The organism is Bradyrhizobium sp. AZCC 1578 (assembly GCF_036924675.1).
Taxonomy (GTDB): Bacteria; Pseudomonadota; Alphaproteobacteria; order Rhizobiales; family Xanthobacteraceae; genus Bradyrhizobium.
In genome coordinates this window covers 7,541,390-7,556,094 of sequence record NZ_JAZHRZ010000001.1, presented here as the reverse complement: position 1 = coordinate 7,556,094, position 14,705 = coordinate 7,541,390, and the positions used below count along the sequence as shown (strand labels likewise).

Annotated in this window: 20 protein-coding genes and 1 tRNA gene; 14 read left to right on the top strand and 7 right to left on the bottom strand. The window is 57.5% G+C overall.

All coding sequences use genetic code 11. The features are described from left to right. Positions 1-257: 257 nt before the first annotated feature. The gene (locus tag V1290_RS36100; protein WP_334368842.1) at positions 258-929 is read left to right on the top strand and encodes a glutathione S-transferase family protein; all 672 of its coding nucleotides are present in this window, start codon (positions 258-260) and stop codon (positions 927-929) included. Between the two features lie 12 nt (positions 930-941). Here V1290_RS36100 and V1290_RS36095 read toward each other — a convergent pair whose 3' ends face one another. After that, entirely contained in the window at positions 942-1,172 is a 231-nt protein-coding gene (locus tag V1290_RS36095) for a hypothetical protein (RefSeq protein ID WP_334368841.1), read from the bottom strand. Positions 1,173-1,241: 69 nt separating this feature from the next. Continuing rightward, positions 1,242-1,502, bottom strand: coding sequence for a PilZ domain-containing protein (locus tag V1290_RS36090; protein ID WP_442893744.1), 261 nt, complete (start codon positions 1,500-1,502; stop codon positions 1,242-1,244). A gap of 255 nt (positions 1,503-1,757) precedes the next feature. On the opposite strand from V1290_RS36090, the gene V1290_RS36085 reads away from it, so the two are divergent. From V1290_RS36085 to V1290_RS36050, 8 genes are all read left to right on the top strand, one after another. Next, positions 1,758-1,832: transfer RNA gene (locus tag V1290_RS36085), tRNA-Glu, on the top strand. A gap of 142 nt (positions 1,833-1,974) precedes the next feature. Then, positions 1,975-2,499 (top strand): ImmA/IrrE family metallo-endopeptidase, encoded by a 525-nt coding sequence (locus tag V1290_RS36080; RefSeq protein ID WP_334368839.1) that lies wholly within the window; start codon positions 1,975-1,977, stop codon positions 2,497-2,499. A gap of 8 nt (positions 2,500-2,507) precedes the next feature. Beyond that, the gene (locus V1290_RS36075) at positions 2,508-3,677 is read left to right on the top strand and encodes a hypothetical protein (RefSeq protein ID WP_334368838.1); all 1,170 of its coding nucleotides are present in this window, start codon (positions 2,508-2,510) and stop codon (positions 3,675-3,677) included. A 449-nt stretch (positions 3,678-4,126) separates the two neighbouring features. Then, complete coding sequence (locus V1290_RS36070; protein WP_334368837.1) at positions 4,127-4,285, top strand: hypothetical protein; 159 nt, start codon at positions 4,127-4,129, stop codon at positions 4,283-4,285. Positions 4,286-4,647: 362 nt separating this feature from the next. After that, on the top strand, positions 4,648-5,385 hold the full coding sequence (locus tag V1290_RS36065) for a hypothetical protein (RefSeq protein ID WP_334368836.1): 738 nt from the start codon (positions 4,648-4,650) through the stop codon (positions 5,383-5,385). A gap of 17 nt (positions 5,386-5,402) precedes the next feature. Beyond that, positions 5,403-5,828, top strand: a complete 426-nt coding sequence (locus tag V1290_RS36060; RefSeq protein WP_334368835.1) for a hypothetical protein — start codon at positions 5,403-5,405, stop codon at positions 5,826-5,828. 429 nt (positions 5,829-6,257) lie between these two features. Next, positions 6,258-6,710: a hypothetical protein gene (locus V1290_RS36055; protein WP_334368834.1), complete on the top strand. Its 453-nt coding sequence runs from the start codon at positions 6,258-6,260 to the stop codon at positions 6,708-6,710. A 454-nt stretch (positions 6,711-7,164) separates the two neighbouring features. Then, a complete protein-coding gene (locus tag V1290_RS36050; protein ID WP_334368833.1) occupies positions 7,165-7,650 on the top strand; it encodes a hypothetical protein in 486 nt (161 codons plus the stop codon). 60 nt (positions 7,651-7,710) lie between these two features. On the opposite strand, the gene V1290_RS36045 is transcribed toward V1290_RS36050, so the two are convergent. Continuing rightward, a complete protein-coding gene (locus V1290_RS36045; RefSeq protein ID WP_334369301.1) occupies positions 7,711-7,848 on the bottom strand; it encodes a hypothetical protein in 138 nt (45 codons plus the stop codon). Positions 7,849-8,465: 617 nt separating this feature from the next. Between V1290_RS36045 and V1290_RS36040 the strand changes: the two genes are divergently transcribed. The 3 genes from V1290_RS36040 (at position 8,466) to V1290_RS36030 (ending at position 9,341) form a co-directional block, all read left to right on the top strand. Further along, a complete protein-coding gene (locus tag V1290_RS36040; protein WP_334368832.1) occupies positions 8,466-8,705 on the top strand; it encodes a hypothetical protein in 240 nt (79 codons plus the stop codon). Between the two features lie 334 nt (positions 8,706-9,039). Then, positions 9,040-9,195: a hypothetical protein gene (locus tag V1290_RS36035; protein WP_334368831.1), complete on the top strand. Its 156-nt coding sequence runs from the start codon at positions 9,040-9,042 to the stop codon at positions 9,193-9,195. Further along, a complete protein-coding gene (locus V1290_RS36030; protein WP_334368830.1) occupies positions 9,192-9,341 on the top strand; it encodes a hypothetical protein in 150 nt (49 codons plus the stop codon). The genes V1290_RS36035 and V1290_RS36030 overlap by 4 nt, the downstream gene beginning before the upstream one ends. 250 nt (positions 9,342-9,591) lie before the next feature. Here V1290_RS36030 and V1290_RS36025 read toward each other — a convergent pair whose 3' ends face one another. Then, positions 9,592-9,795, bottom strand: coding sequence for a cold-shock protein (locus V1290_RS36025; RefSeq protein WP_334368829.1), 204 nt, complete (start codon positions 9,793-9,795; stop codon positions 9,592-9,594). A 325-nt stretch (positions 9,796-10,120) separates the two neighbouring features. On the opposite strand from V1290_RS36025, the gene V1290_RS36020 reads away from it, so the two are divergent. Further along, complete coding sequence (locus V1290_RS36020) at positions 10,121-10,405, top strand: hypothetical protein (RefSeq protein ID WP_334368828.1); 285 nt, start codon at positions 10,121-10,123, stop codon at positions 10,403-10,405. A 711-nt stretch (positions 10,406-11,116) separates the two neighbouring features. Here V1290_RS36020 and V1290_RS36015 read toward each other — a convergent pair. After that, positions 11,117-11,377 carry a DUF6894 family protein gene (locus V1290_RS36015; RefSeq protein WP_334368827.1) on the bottom strand — a complete coding sequence of 87 codons (261 nt, stop codon included), beginning with the start codon at positions 11,375-11,377 and terminating at the stop codon, positions 11,117-11,119. A gap of 642 nt (positions 11,378-12,019) precedes the next feature. Between V1290_RS36015 and V1290_RS36010 the strand changes: the two genes are divergently transcribed. Next, positions 12,020-12,214 carry a hypothetical protein gene (locus V1290_RS36010; RefSeq protein WP_334368826.1) on the top strand — a complete coding sequence of 65 codons (195 nt, stop codon included), beginning with the start codon at positions 12,020-12,022 and terminating at the stop codon, positions 12,212-12,214. A gap of 708 nt (positions 12,215-12,922) precedes the next feature. Here V1290_RS36010 and V1290_RS36005 read toward each other — a convergent pair. Next, on the bottom strand, positions 12,923-13,387 hold the full coding sequence (locus V1290_RS36005) for a hypothetical protein (RefSeq protein ID WP_334368825.1): 465 nt from the start codon (positions 13,385-13,387) through the stop codon (positions 12,923-12,925). A 261-nt stretch (positions 13,388-13,648) separates the two neighbouring features. Then, the gene (locus V1290_RS36000) at positions 13,649-14,569 is read right to left on the bottom strand and encodes a hypothetical protein (RefSeq protein ID WP_334368824.1); all 921 of its coding nucleotides are present in this window, start codon (positions 14,567-14,569) and stop codon (positions 13,649-13,651) included. Positions 14,570-14,705: the final 136 nt, after the last annotated feature.

Genomic DNA, 14,705 nt, shown 5'->3' with positions numbered 1-14,705 from the left:
GTGCATTTTGAGGAGGAGATGATGGGACGAGGAATTTTGCTTTGGTTGCTGGGCGTGCCTATTCCGGTGATCATTCTGTTGTGGCTGTTCTTCGGCCACTGAAAACGCTCTCGCCCGCGCATGACGCGGAAATCGGGGCTCTGTCGCACTGCGGCGGAGCCCCGATTTTTGTTGGGCTTGAGCCCACGCAAGAGCGCGCTTTTTTGCCGATCTTCGGCTATTAACGGCCAATCGGAAAATCAGCGGGAGCAACGCGCGTGGCCGACAACAACAAACAACAACTCACCATCTGGGGCCGGGCCAATTCGGTCAACGTGCAAAAAGTGCTGTGGTGCCTTGCCGAACTCGATCTCGCCTATGAGCGTATCGATGCCGGCATGCAGTTCGGAAAGAACAGCGAGCCTGCCTATCTGGCGATGAATCCGAACGGCCGCGTACCCACGCTGGTCGACGGCGACTACGTGCTGTGGGAATCCAATTCCGTGATGCGCTATCTCTGCATGGCCTATGGCCAAGGATCTGAACAAGGATCTGAACGAGGTTCGTCGATCTATCCCTCGCAGCCGAAGGCGCGCGCCGGCGTCGATCGCTGGCTCGACTGGACGCTGTCGACGCTGCAGCCGGTCGACCGGCCGGTGTTCTGGGCGTTGGTGCGCACGCCCATCGAAAAGCGCGACATGGTCGCGATCCAGAAGGATGTCGATGCCGAAGCCGCGGTGTGGCGGATCGTCGAGGCGCACCTGCCGACGCGGCGCTTCATCGAGGGCGATCAGTTCACCATCGCCGACATCGCGCTCGGTGCCTTCGCGCGGCGCTGGTTCGGCGTTGAAGGCGTGACAAAACCGAAACTGCCAAACCTCGAACGCTGGTTTTCGCAGCTCGCCGTACGCCCCGGCTTCACGCAGTTCATCGCGCCGCCGATGACGTAAGCGCGAATCTTCTCAACGCGAGCCGCCGGACACCCCCGCTCCGACGCTTACCGCGCCGCCGATTTTCATGCAGGTGTTGCTGCCTTCGATTCTGACGAAGCCCGCGCCGTATTCCGCGCATGCATTGGCCGAACTTGGGCGCTTGAGTGGCAGCGACTTGCCCGACGCGGGAGCTTTGTCGAGCTTCTGAGGACGGGTTTGTTCCGCGACCGAGGCAACCGCAGACAGCGCCAAGGCGACCATTATGGCGATCAATACCAGGAGGGATTTTCGCATCCCGCCTTCTATCGTCTCTCGCGGATCAGAGCCAGACTAGCGGATGAACTTGATGCCGACCGATTTGCCGCGGCGCCAGACCACTTCGCAGCGGCGCCCGGTCCTGGCGTCGCGCGAAAACGCCAACCGCAATTTCGCCGGCAACGTGTTGGGATCGTCGATCGTGACCTTCGCCCCCGTTGCGGACATATCCTGGACCACGCATTGGCGCGCGGCAAAACCGCCTTCGAGCGTGATCCACCCGGGTTGACTCAATGATTTGCGCGCGTCGCGCTTCTTGCTTGATAGCAAAGCCATGTCGAAAGCTCCCCCGAGACAGCCCTACACGATGCGGCTTTAAAATCCGTTGCTCAGCGCGTGGGCATGCCTCCGTCATTCGGCCGGGACGCTGATGGAGAGACGCAAAGCGGCCGCAGAACGCCTTTCCGAGCGGCTTGCCCACCCGCCCAAACGCCACTATACGTTCGCCCGTCGCCGCCCCCATCAAACATGGACGGCCGGCGGCCAACACGGCCCATCAAGCACTAACACCTTGATTTTCCTGTTGTTCTTGCTCCCTTCGTCTATCGGTTAGGACGCCACCCTTTCACGGTGGAGAGAGCGGTTCGATTCCGCTAGGGAGCGCCAACAAGTTCAATGACTTAGCTTCAGCTACCTGCTAGATGTCCAGCAAATGTCCGGCATCACGAAGTTGCGTGCCATTGGCGCTTTTCTAAAGGTTCACTACTTGTGCTAGTATGCTTCCGACGATTCTGGGGAGGGCTTTGCGATGACCTACAGCGCACCCATCGAGTGTGGGCTGTCGAAAGCTGCCGTTGACAGCGTAGCCGCTAGCGTAGCGGAGCACCTAAACTACAAGCCAGGGCAAGATCTTGAACCCGTCGTTGAGCGACTCGGTGGCAAGATCCGCATTCAAGACGTCCTTGATTTCAATCGCCAGTCATCCGGTTCCATTCGGATTGAAGCGCAGGGGAATTTTCAAATCTTCTTGGCATCGCACACCGGACCAACCCGCGACCGTTTCACGATCGCGCACGAGCTTGGGCATTACTTCCTGCATTACATTTATCCCAATCAGTTAGGCAGGCATGTAGAAAAACTTGAGGCCCAACGTTACGGCACCGGTCGCGTCGAGTGGGAAGCCAACTGGTTTGCCGCCGGCTTTCTCATGTCCGCAACTTTATTTCGCGAGCAGTTCGAACAGCTCCACGGGTCAACGCCACTACTGGCGGATAAATTCGGTGTTTCAAACGAAGCGGCCCAAATTCGCATCAAGGCTCTCGACCTGGTGTGATCATACGCGTGGCGAATTTAGATCCTTTCGCTTCCAAACTTCGTCTTTTCCTCAGCGTGGACATTGTCGGATCTACTGCATTCAAGCAGGCCGGCAAGCGGCGAGCAAAAGAAGAAGCGGACGATTCGCAAACGCCCCCTGCCGAGCCTTGGTTCTCGCCAATCGCACAATTCTACAAGGGCATGGAGCAAGCGGTCGCTCGAGAATGGATGATTGCCGAAGCTCGATCGAACCAGATTAAGTGGCCGCCTGGTGATTCGCCGGAACTCTGGAAGAGCGTTGGCGATGAGGTGATCTATACCAAGCTGCTCTCTGATCACCGACAGGCCCTGACCACATTGAACGCATGGATCAAAGCCGTCGCGCATTATCGGGTCCGGCTCAAACAGCAATTCCCGTCGCTTGATCTCAAGTCAACAGCATGGATTGCGGGATTTCCGGTTCATAACGCAGAGGTATTTTTTCGAACATCCGCGTCGCCGGCAAAACTCGAAGATGACGAGGGAGATGAAGTATACAGCAATTTGTCCTTGCTGCATGAGTACTACACCAACGAATCCAGCGCTGGCTTAACGAGGGATTTCATCGGGCCTGCAATCGATACAGGGTTTCGGCTTGCGCAGCTCTCTTCTCCGCGGCGTTTGGTGGTATCAGTCGAGCTGGCTCTGATGCTCATCCACGCTGTGCGCACCCAGCCATCGGACGAGCATTACGACTACGAAAAGCCCCGGTTCTTCTTTCACGGCCGCCATAGTTTCAAAGGCGTTTTCGGTGGTCTCCCATACCCCGTATTTTGGATAGATATGCGGCCATCGCCCGACTTGGAGCGCACGGAAGACAAATTGAACAGAGCCGAGCCGCTCGGAACAGACGATGTTCTGGAGTTTTGTGAAGCATTCATAAAGGACAACAGCTCCTATTGCTTCATGCCCTATATCTCCGGAAATCTTGAGCCAGCGTTTGCTCGGGTGCCAGAACACCATAAGGAACGCCTGGATGGCTTGCGCAACTACTGGGAAAGCGAACGTACGAAAAGAGAGGTCGAACGGGAGTCCCTATCTCAGAAAGAAGACGATGCAGGAGCGGCGGGTACAAGCCCGGCAGCCGAAGAGCTTGAGGCTTGGCTCGCGGAACATTTGACAAAGCATGAAGGCAAGACGACCGGCGAAGACGGGTAGCCCGCTGGGCCGTCGCCATCGCATTGACCGCGGACATCCACTCGCTCTCCACGGCGCGCCCCCACGCTCGCTCTGTAAAAGCCAGCCATCATTCCAGCCCCTGAAAAAGCCCGGCGCTGAGGCCGGGCGCCTGATGGCCCCGCGCGCTGCGAGAACGGCGCGGCTGGAGCAAAGTTTGCGCTTCCATTCGCGTCTATTGTCAGCGTCGCTGGGTGGTATCGGGAGCTTCCGTTGCCGCGATAATTCGGCTGGAATCGCCGGGTTTGTCGCGGCGGAAGATCCTGACAATAGTTGCGGTCGGCCTCCGTGAAAAGCCCGGCGCTAAGGCCGGGCTCTTGCTCATACGGCGACATGCCAAACCGCCCCTCCTGGGGGCGGATCGCCGCACGCCGGAACGTTTGGAGCTCGCAGAGAGTCGTAAAGGCGTCGATCCCGCTTTTGGATCGAACATGGAAAAAGCGGCCGCCTATGCGATCTCGGCCTTCATCGTCGGCTTCGGTCTTTGGATCCTTATTGCCGGCCTAAGCTCCAGTGCACCCGCATTATGGATTTGCGCTGGTCTCATCCCCATAGTGATCGGGCTCATCAGCGCTTTCGGCCCCAACTAAAATCCATACCATTCGGGATGCTTTGGCGCGTCTAGTCCCAAAGTCCGCGGCTGACGACATCAGCCCGGGTGCCGGATCCATCTTCAAATAGTGGCGCGTCCAGCGAGAGAAGTTGATGGCCACCGAATGTCGCAAATTTCGTTGGATGAGATCCCCGTCTGTGTTGCCGCCATCTTCCTGCACTCCCGTGAGCGCGTGATTGCGCCGGCAGATGCAGAGCCTGAGTCGGGGCAGAGCGGTGGCGCCTGCTGTCACCGACTTTCCACAGTCGAGGCGAATTGCTTTTGAGTCGCGCGAAACCAGCCTTGCCCTCCCTCAACAGTTGCGCTTGTATGCCCGGCTGGGACTGGGGAGTTTTCATCATGCGTATTTTACCGATTGCGGCGCTTTGCGCTGTGCTGGCCGGCTGTGTGTCGAACGGCGAAACCGTTTCTTTCAAGGCTTCCAACCCGCAGCAGCAGGCCCTGATGCGCGACGGGCAACCTGCCCTCGTATCGCGGCAGAAGACTTCACTCGTGCTGGTGAAGCCCGCCGCGCGGCAGCTTCAGGCCAATGGCCGCCCGGTGTTTGTGGTCGGTATTAACAACCTTGGCCGCCAGCCCGTAGAATTCCGGGTCGGTCAGGTCGAGGCCATCCAGCACGTCGCCGGCACCGACTACACCATGCAGGTGGTCAGCTATGAGATGCTGGTTCAGGAAGAGAAGAACCGCCAAGTGGCGGCAGCAATTCTCACCGGCCTCGCCGCTGGTGCCAATGCGTATAGCGCTTCCCAAGCCGGGCGCGGAAGCTACACCACGCCCAGCGGCAGAACGGGCACGTTCTATAGCCCAACGGCAGCCGCCATAGCACAGGGCAACGCCGCAGCACAGAACGAGGCAATGATCGCAGCTACTGTCGAAACCGGCCAACGCAACATGGCCATGCTTGAGCAGGCAGTGATCAAAGACAACACCCTCATGCCGGGCGAGTGGTACGGCGGCCAACTGCACCTTGCGCCACCCACCGACCAGGCGGGCGGCCAAAAGACCTATACGATAATTATTACGGTCGGAAACGAGCGGCATGTGATTGACGTCGCCCAGGGACCGGCGGGCGTTTAGCGAAAGCGGCAGTTTCCTTGTCCGTGAAGCTCAGCACCCGAAATGGAGTTTACTCAGCCATTATAGCTATGGCGATTTTGATCTTTTTGCCTTCTCCCACAGAGGCCGCCCCAATTACACTTGCATGCAAAGGCAGCCTTAATTTTCCTGAGAACAACCCAATGGCTATCGACGGAGATAGCGCGATTATTGATTTTGATGCCGGAACGTTTAAGCCGCCTCTCTACCAGGCTTACTCAATCACCAAAGTCAACGATACGCAGGTCACATTCGGATTCGAAAGCAGCACAAGATCCATTTTTGGCACCATCGACAGAATTTCCGGAAACCTATCAATGAACATTATGAAGCCCGAGGACCGAAAGAGGCTTGCGGCCGGCGGAAGCCTAAAGATGCTGTCTTGGATGACCGCAAAATGTATGCCCGCAAAGCAAATGTTTTAGACCTCAGACGGGAGGTTTTATGAGCCGGCGTGGGCAGGAGATTGTCAGTATAGTCCTGATCGTGCCGTGGCTGGTCGGGCTTGGCGCGGCGGCTCTGATTTTGGCAGGGGAATGCGCGTTCTGGATCAAACATGGGGCATTCCCGGGTTGGACTATAGCAACAGAGCTTGGCGGACACCCGGCCAGTAGTGGGTATCTTGGCTTCGACAAAATACTCCAATGGTACTTGGATCTGAGAATTTCTGTAGCTGTTGCGATCGCTTGCGTGGCTGGGCTAACAGCTAGCATCGCGATTGGCAGTGCACTGGAATAATAGCGGGCGGAGGTGAAATCATGTTCGAGCAATCAGGCCGCTCCAGCCTAGCGATGACAATTCCGCCGGGCAAAGGAGAAGTGATCGACCGGGTCAAACGATAAGGTGCGGAATCTATGAACCGAGCTACCCGCAACACGCTTTGGGGCTGCCTGTTCGTTTTGGCGCTGGCTGGCTCGTGGTCGTGTAGCGCTCGCGCGCAACAAGAGCGGCCCTTTCAGTTCGTTACCCTGGATTGCCTATTTCGCGGTGCCCTAATCACGACCATGGAGAAGGGGAAACTGACAACAACGGTGCCAAACGATACGCTGTCGATCACGCTCTCCAATTTCAACTACGAGAAGAATACAGCGATGATGATTGGGAATGCCGGATCCGATGAAGTTTCATTCATCCCGTCCAGAAAGAAGGCCGTGCTCGTGCAATTCTCCGCCACTGGGAACGGGTTCATGACGAGCATTTCCGAACCTGTTGGGGGTAAGGCGATAGCTTTCCATTCCCGCCATTCTTGGCTGTTCGGGGAGCCTTTGGTTTCTGAGTATCAAGCCGATTGTAAGGTGCGCAAATAAACCGCCGCGGCCGGCCTGATGACCCGCAGGTGCGGCTATGTCTCGGCCATAGCCAGCCCACTAAGGAACACTAAGGAAGACAGCGAACACGAGGGAAACTGGGAACATTCGTCGAACGCGCCTTTTAAGGGTTTCTTGTTTCCCGCAGTTTCCCCTCTCGATCGCATAAACATCTAGCCGAGGCGTGCGCCGCAATTCGGTCGGAAACGACGTGCCTTACCAGACGGAAGTTAGGGCTCTCGTCAAGACGTTTGTAAACCGAAGGTAACGGGGGGACTCGCCTTGCGCGAGAATCAGCGGCTATTGTCGCTGAATGGGATATTGGAGCGAAGTCACAACCGCATCTTGGCATCAAACCAAGGAATCGTTCGGCTGGACCAAGAAAACGGCGGCGACAATTCTTCTCGCTGCTGGCGCGGTCCTCAAGACCTACCTCAGGTTGGGATGGGCCGGGATGACCGAAACTGCCACCGGCTATGTCTGGCTTGGTTTAGCTCCCATCCTTGCGGGCCTGATCTTGTTCGCTTGGAATTTTATAGAGGCACAAGCGCAGATATACGAAAAGCTGGCGATTTCACACCGCGCAGAGGTCAGCGAACTTCAAGCACGGCTAGCGCGTTTTGATGAGCCAACGCCAAACTATGAAGCTTGGCGTCACGTAAACGAACTCAAAGTGAAGCAGGCTGCGTTCTTATGGTGCGAGATTGAACCACGAATTTCACAAACACCAAAAGTAACAGCGTGGGCAAACGCGCTGGAGGCTGCGATCAAAAAGGGCGAGTTAGGTTTCGTCCCAAAATTATCCCAGTACGGGTCGGAAGCGGCGCAATATATTGAACAACAAAAGGGGGCGTGGTCAGAAACAATCGTAACGCGAGACCAGCTACGCTCGTTTGCACAAGCTCATGGCTATGACCCTATCTTCTTGCGAGAAGCCTGATTATCCATGCTTGCGACTTCTCCCTGATCCAATGTATCGGCTTCTGCCTCTTCATCACATTCAGGGGACGTCGTTACCTTTTTTCGAACCGCCGATGCTGTAGGGCTTGTTCAGAAAGTAGTCGCGGTTGCCGAGCGCCTTCTCCGCGTACTGATCGATCGCGACCGTGATGGCCTGGACGTGTTGATCCGGTGCCATGCGGCCGGTCAAACTCCCGCTGATGGGCCTGACGTGAGATGTCGGCGGAGCTTTCCGTTGTGCCGCTAGCGGGCCCATAGGGCCACGAGGGCACATGCGAAGCCTACCACCAGAATGCCCGCAGCCGTTACCGTGACTAGGTCAATTGACCAGGGGTGTCCTTTTCCACCGATCAAGTCGAAATGTCTGGAGCGTCTGTCGTCCCTGAATGTTTGAAGGCGCATGACACGCACTCCCTTGTGCGCGCGTTGGATGATCATTCAATCGGCGACAGCCCAGACAGTTCCTTGAAATGTGAAACGCAAAGACCGTGGGCCTGGGACGCTCGGTCGCGGTGGCAGTCTCCTCGCGTGCTTGGACCCAAAGGACCCCGCAAGGACACGCTCCCGGGCTGGAATGCGAGGCTCCCCGCAAGGGATACGGTCCGACAGATACCCCCTGCCCCCGCAGAACAGCACCGATCTGACCACCACCCCGATACCCGTCGCGCGGTGGATTTTGTGTTTCTCTGCCCGGCTATCCGCACCCGGACCCACGACGTACGGGTCCCTCGAAGCCAGCTAGGCACAACGGATTGATAATTTGCCGACCGACCGCGGTGACGCTTTGATAGCGGCATGCGGCCTCAGAAGATCAATTTTGGCGAGATGCGGGAATCCGGCGTCTTCGGTGTCGTCATCTTCTGCGGCGACTATCGCTGTAGCCACTCGACAGCGCTCAAGGCTGATCGCTGGCCGGATCACGTTCGACTTTCCGATATCGAGCCGCAGTTCGTCTGCAAGGCGTGCGGCAAGCGCGGCGCCGATGTCCGTCCGGACTTCCACGGTAGCAGCAAACGGGTAATGGGACTGCGCTGACGCTAGACTAGTTCCGGAATTAACCTGCGCGACGGCTATCAAGCTTAACACGCGAGTTTAGTTGCGGCCGATCCGAACAGGTCTAGCGTGGCCGCAGGTCGCGCAGAGATGGCCATAGCCCCCGCTGCGTACTGCGCGATTAGGGGCCGCTCCGTGCCCTCGTGGCGGCCCCGCCCCCTATTTTGAAAAGCTATTTCCCTTGCCCTGGTCCACCTCGTTTGAGGATCCAATATCGCTTCCGAATGGCCGCCGGCTCCTCACCTTGAGGGATGCCGCCAGCTACATCACGAAGCTGCCGAAGGCCGAGCATTCGGCGCAAGAATGGCAGGCCGCGATGGAAGCGCTGATCCTCGTTGCAGAGCGCGGCGGCCCGACGATGCTGGCCCGGATCGGCGTCATGCGGGCGTTGAACCGTCACGTCGAACGGGTCTTTGATCCCGAGCGCAAAAGTCATCATTGGGGCAAGCGCAAGCTGAAGATGGATCAATGACGACGGTCTGGATATACGTCGACACCAGCAAGGAAGTTGGCGACGTTGATCACGTCAAGGTCTTTGCGAGCCAAGATGTTGCCGAAGCCTGGCTCAAGGAGAACGACCCGGAAGGCGTGGCCTTTGAGTATGACGTTCTGGAATGAACCGGATTGGCTGCAGGACCGTTTACGCGATGATAGCGATCCTGATTTTCGCGATTGTCTGGCAGGTGCTCGGGTCGCTGTAGCGGCCCCGGCAACGCTCCGGGGCCGCCAGACCTTGGAGAACCCCCCGGCTTGGGGACGCGCCGGAGGACGTACAGAATAGCCCGCCATTGGATCATCGTCTGTACGGCCGCTGACAAAAATCAGGCCCGCCAGCGTGAACCGGCAGGCCGTCGGGAATCAACGACTATCAACCTACCCTGAGGTTTTCGGCAGATTCTTTGCCACGGTTGGCTACGACGTCGTAGCTAACCTTCGCGCCCTCATTCAGATTGCTCAGACCTGCTCTCTCGACGGCCGAGATATGGACGAACACGTCCTTACCGCCAGTGTCGGGCTGAATAAATCCATAGCCCTTTGTCGCGTTAAACCACTTAACTGTACCCATCGCCACGTCAATTCTCCCCACTGATTCAAAACACGATTAGCTGGCGACCGAAATCGGGCGAAAGAAAGGACCCGCCAGGGTGAACCCGAGCGCGCGAAAGCCGCCGCGGGGTTGAGAAAGCGACGGCTCTACGCATGACTCTCGCAAGTGATGATTGATCAGATCGTAACCGAAATAAGGATCTTGAACCATTGTTCAGAGGCGATATCTCAAGGCACTCTGGCAGCCAAGCTGATGCGGCACAGCACGTTATCAACGAACTTGCTGCGCCTCTGGGAGCATTATCCGATTGCAACAAGATCGCCGGATTGACGATGATTGCGAGGGCTACATGGGCAATACTGTGTGGAATACTCCCGACGAGGGAACAGCCATAATGGCAGGGCAAATGCAGCTAATTCGCGCCCTTGCCGTTGAACTTCATCGCCACGGCAAACTCGATGATGAGTTGCTGGGGAAGATCGAAAAGGAAGCAACGACGACAGCAAAAAATACTGTCTTCAACCCGCAGGCCGACGGAGCTTTGCAAATTCATCTTATGGATTTTTCGATCGGTACAATCCGCGAGGGCTTGAAGTTTCTTCGCGCAAGCCGAGACAACGGCTCGTTGCGATGAGGGCCGCTACGGCGGTAGCTCGCCGCGTTCCCACCCACAATGGCTAGAAGAGACCAATGATCGCTTTTGCTACGTAAACACAAGCAAACAGGTCGGCGACGCCGAGCATATCAAGGTGTTCGCCAATCAGGGCCGCGGAAACGTGGTTCAAGGAGAACGACCCTGAGGGCGTCGCCTTTGAATATGAAGTGCTGTCCTAACTATGACGCGCGCGGCGGCCGACGGGATAGTCCAAAAGGATTGCTTCTTTTGAACGATCATCTCCGGGCAGCCCGGGCGTAGAATGCCTCGTTCCTCTGGGTGCATTCCCTCGCATGGAGGAACAGGCGGCCCCGCCAAGCGGGTGCACCTGCCGGGTGGGGTCGCTGGCGTAACACCACTAACCTGCTGAACACCGCGTTGATGGAAGAGGCCAACTGAGGCGCCTCGTGCGCCCCTATTTCTTCAGCAACAGGCCCATCGAGCGGGCCATTCGCTTGACCGATCCGGCGTGCCTTCCAAGTTCGGCTGCAATTTTTGATGCGCGCGTTCCTCGTCTAGCCAATTTGGCCAGCTGCTGCATCTCCGAGCCGGTCCACTCTTTGGGTTTATGCGTCCTCATGCGCGGGAGACCCCGATTCGGCGAACTACACTAACAAATGTTAGGCAACTCTCCTAGATTGTGGCCGGTTATCTCCGCATGCGCAGGTACGCCGGCAGCACGGAAAAAGATCACTGACTTAGGCGGCCTATCGCGTGCCACTCAGCCTCGAACGTGACCTTCACCGCTAGCACCGGTCCGGTGTCGTCCCGGACCTCGATTGCCATGCGGTGATCCGCGCCCTGGTGGCGCGTTCGGACCGCGTCGCGCAAGATGTCAGCCAATGAGTGGGCGGCCTCCACCCATGCGGCCTCAATGCCGGAAAGCTCGAGACCTTCGTCATCAGAGGTGACATCGTCCCCCTCGCGGACATCGAAGTAGTAGCGGGGCATTGGCGCCGGAAAATGCGGAGCTCGGTCCATCGTTCCTCTGATGTGCGAACAAGGACACTTCCCAAATCAAATTAGGACACCGGGGATTAATACGGACAGTACGCATGACTAATGCAAGCGGCCCCGGCAATACGCAGCGCACCGGGGCCGCCGACACTGGAGATACCCCCCAGCTAGGGGCTTTGGGGCATGGAGCCGGGGGACTTACAGAATAGCCCGCCGTCGGGGCGCGGTCTGTACGGCCGCTGACAAAGTGCAGGCCCGCTAGAAGCAGGTTGGCGACGCCGAGCACGTCAAGGTCTTCGCCACCACGGACGCCGGCGGAAAAAAGCTTCGAGGAGAACGACCCTGAAGGCGTCGCCTTTGAAGATGAGATCCTGGAGTGAAAACGGCCCGTAAGACTCCGGGTGCGGCTCGCAAATTAGACGAATCCTGTTGAAGCCGCCGTCGCCCCTCTTCACAATGAACGATGAGTAATAGTTAGTGAGGGGTTTTTTAAATGCCTTCTCTTCAGCCAGGCATTGAAGCCTACTCCACCCTGTCCGCAAATCTTCTGACTGAACATGTCCCGCCATGTGTAACAAAGCGGGCAGATCTATAACCTGCAAGGTCCTGAGTAGGTGCGTTGGTAGGAGGATTAAGATGGATCAGTTTATTTCAAGGGAGCAGTGTCTCTCGCAGATAGACCTCGATCTTTCCCACCGCATGGCCGAACTTCAAAAGCTCAGAGAAGCGGTCCATATTGCAGAGGCGCTGCAAGCGCCAACGGCGCAAAGGCGTCCCCGACCTTCACCGAGCGACACCGCTTCGTACACCGAATCTCGATTGGCGGTTTAGTTAGGTCGACGGCTTCACCCGTCGAGTGGGCTTCGCGCTTGCTGCATCGCTTCGCGGCTGGTTGAGCTGATGAAATCGATCTTCTAGCGATGCCCTTTTGGCGAGCAGTTTTTCGCGGAGAACTGACTGCATCTGTTGGTGCAGTTCGAACAGTTCCTCAATCGACATTGACTCCCACTCATTCCGCATGACGCACCCCGGCGATCATGAAACCATTTGAATTATTGCTCACGAAGAAAGTTCAGAGATATGGGAGAGAGGCTCAGCCTCAATGCACCGAAGAAAATTTAATGAGGATGGAGGACGATCCTGACCGCGTAACCCCGTCATAAGACCTGTCTATCGTGAATAAAATGGCCCCAGCGCGCGGCGGTGCGCTGAGGCCCTCCAAAGTATTCCCATTTGAAATTGCCAGATGGAGTAGTGGGTACCCATCTGGCGGGCCAATAGAAGCGGGAAAAGCTGGCAACGTCTGCCCAATAGTGAACATAGCGCGGAGGCTGGTTGAGCCCGCCAGCCTTGTGCCGGGCCCATCCTTCGGAACCTCCAACCTCGCTGAGAGTCGATTCCATCGCTCCCGGCGGATCGTGGAGACAAACCGGGAGAAAGTGGCGGCCCCAGCCTCTCTTTCAGCAGACTGGGGCCGTTTCCTGGAGCTAACCGGGACCACGACGATGGACGTCGCGGTCAGACCAAAACCCCCGACAACTAGGCGTCGATAACGCTCTTAGATATTTTCTTCTTGAGCGCTTCGCAGACCGTACGAACTTCGGATGTGGTCAGCGAACACTCCTCGATCTGCAAGAAGTAGCGCTTGCCTTCTTCGCGATAGCTTGCCGCCAATGCGTTGATCTCGCTGACCATCGCATGAACGCCAGCAACCGTGGCCTCGCACTTCTTGGCAGCCTCTATCAGTTCAGCACCGAGCGATTCGATCTCCTTTACGGCCGCATCGTATTCGCGAACGACCACTTCGGCGGATAGTCTGCCGACCTGATTGACGCCCTCCTTGTGCTCGACGTAGTCGGGCAACGGGCCTTTCGGAAGGGGATGGTCGTCTTTCGGAACGATATGGATTGAAGGTAATGCGCGATTGTTGGTTTGGATTATGTCTCCAATATCGCGTTCAATGCCGTCAAACTTCGATGCGAGCAGTTCGTCACTAAAACTCATTTTACAACGCTCCAAACTGTTGCGGGGCTATCGAGCGCCGTAACGGTCAAGCAAAATGTTCCGGTTGTCCACAGCTAACCTCGTTGGCTATGTATTGTGGTCGGCATTGGAACCGTCGCTCCCTTCATCCGCACGCGCACGCTCATCGGAGCGAGGTCCCAGGGCACATTGTTCAACGCGCGCGTCGGCATGCGCCAGCAGGCCGTTGGTGCGTCTGGGGGAAGTTCGGGTAGGCCTCCCGGCGCTTTAACGCTAAAACGGTTAGCTACCGCCAATGTGGTTTGCTCGTTCGTCTCTAGCGCTCCGCGGCGTGCGAACTCCAATTGTCGCGCGAGCGCGGATTATCTCGGCACCGTTGACGCGCTCGCCCGCCGAGATTCTAGTCTCGAACTTCCGACGCTCTCCCTCCGATGTTGCTGACGACGCCAATTCTGTTAGTGCGTGCCAGCTGGCGTTGCAAAATATCTCCGGCCGGTCGCCATATAGGCGCGCCACGCGCATCATCTCGGTAACGTCGCTTGAATCGTCAATGTCGAACTGCTTGCGAACGGCCCACCCGAATTGCTTATTGCCCGGAATGGCGTCGCGCAGCGCCGCAAGCTTGCGGCCGAGCTCAATCTTCCTTTCGACGACACGCGAGATGAGCGCCCGACGCTCACGCTTTGCTTCCTCTTTCCGCTCTTGCCTCCCCTTCTTCGAAGCTGCTGGCAGAGACGGCGGGGAGAGAAGCCTTCGCACCTTATTACGGACCACGGCACTGACGACGCTCGGGACGTCGCTCAGCCTGAAGTACTCCAGCGCCCTCATCGTCTCGAAAATTCCGACGAGATTTATCCGATCGAAGGCCTCAATCAGTTCAAGCTCGCGGCCCGCAAACTCGTCCCCACAAACGCCCGCGACCGCACTAACGAACGGTTCGCGGAACGCATCTTCATTGCCCTCGGATTCCAGGATGCAGCGACATGTGAGCACGACTCGGCCGCGGCCATCCACACCAAACTGCCGGCCGCGGAAGATTGTGCGTTGGAATGTGTCCATGACCTCGCCATCGGCTGGTGGCGCCTCAAGAGCGGCGAGGATTTCGCGGACTTCGTTGGCTAGTTCGTCGGTGTGCCATTTATTTTTGACGGGTTCGCGGGTTTCGGGGGCAACGTCCCCCTCATAGTCATCTTCGTCGTACACGCGGTCTATCTCCGTCGAAGAGAGGGGCAGCCCGCCCGGCCGCGCGTCCATCCGCCGTCGACTGAAGGCTGCGGGCGCTTCGTAACAAGCCGCGGCTACCTTAAATAATAAGACGCGCTAATGCGCTCTGCAAATG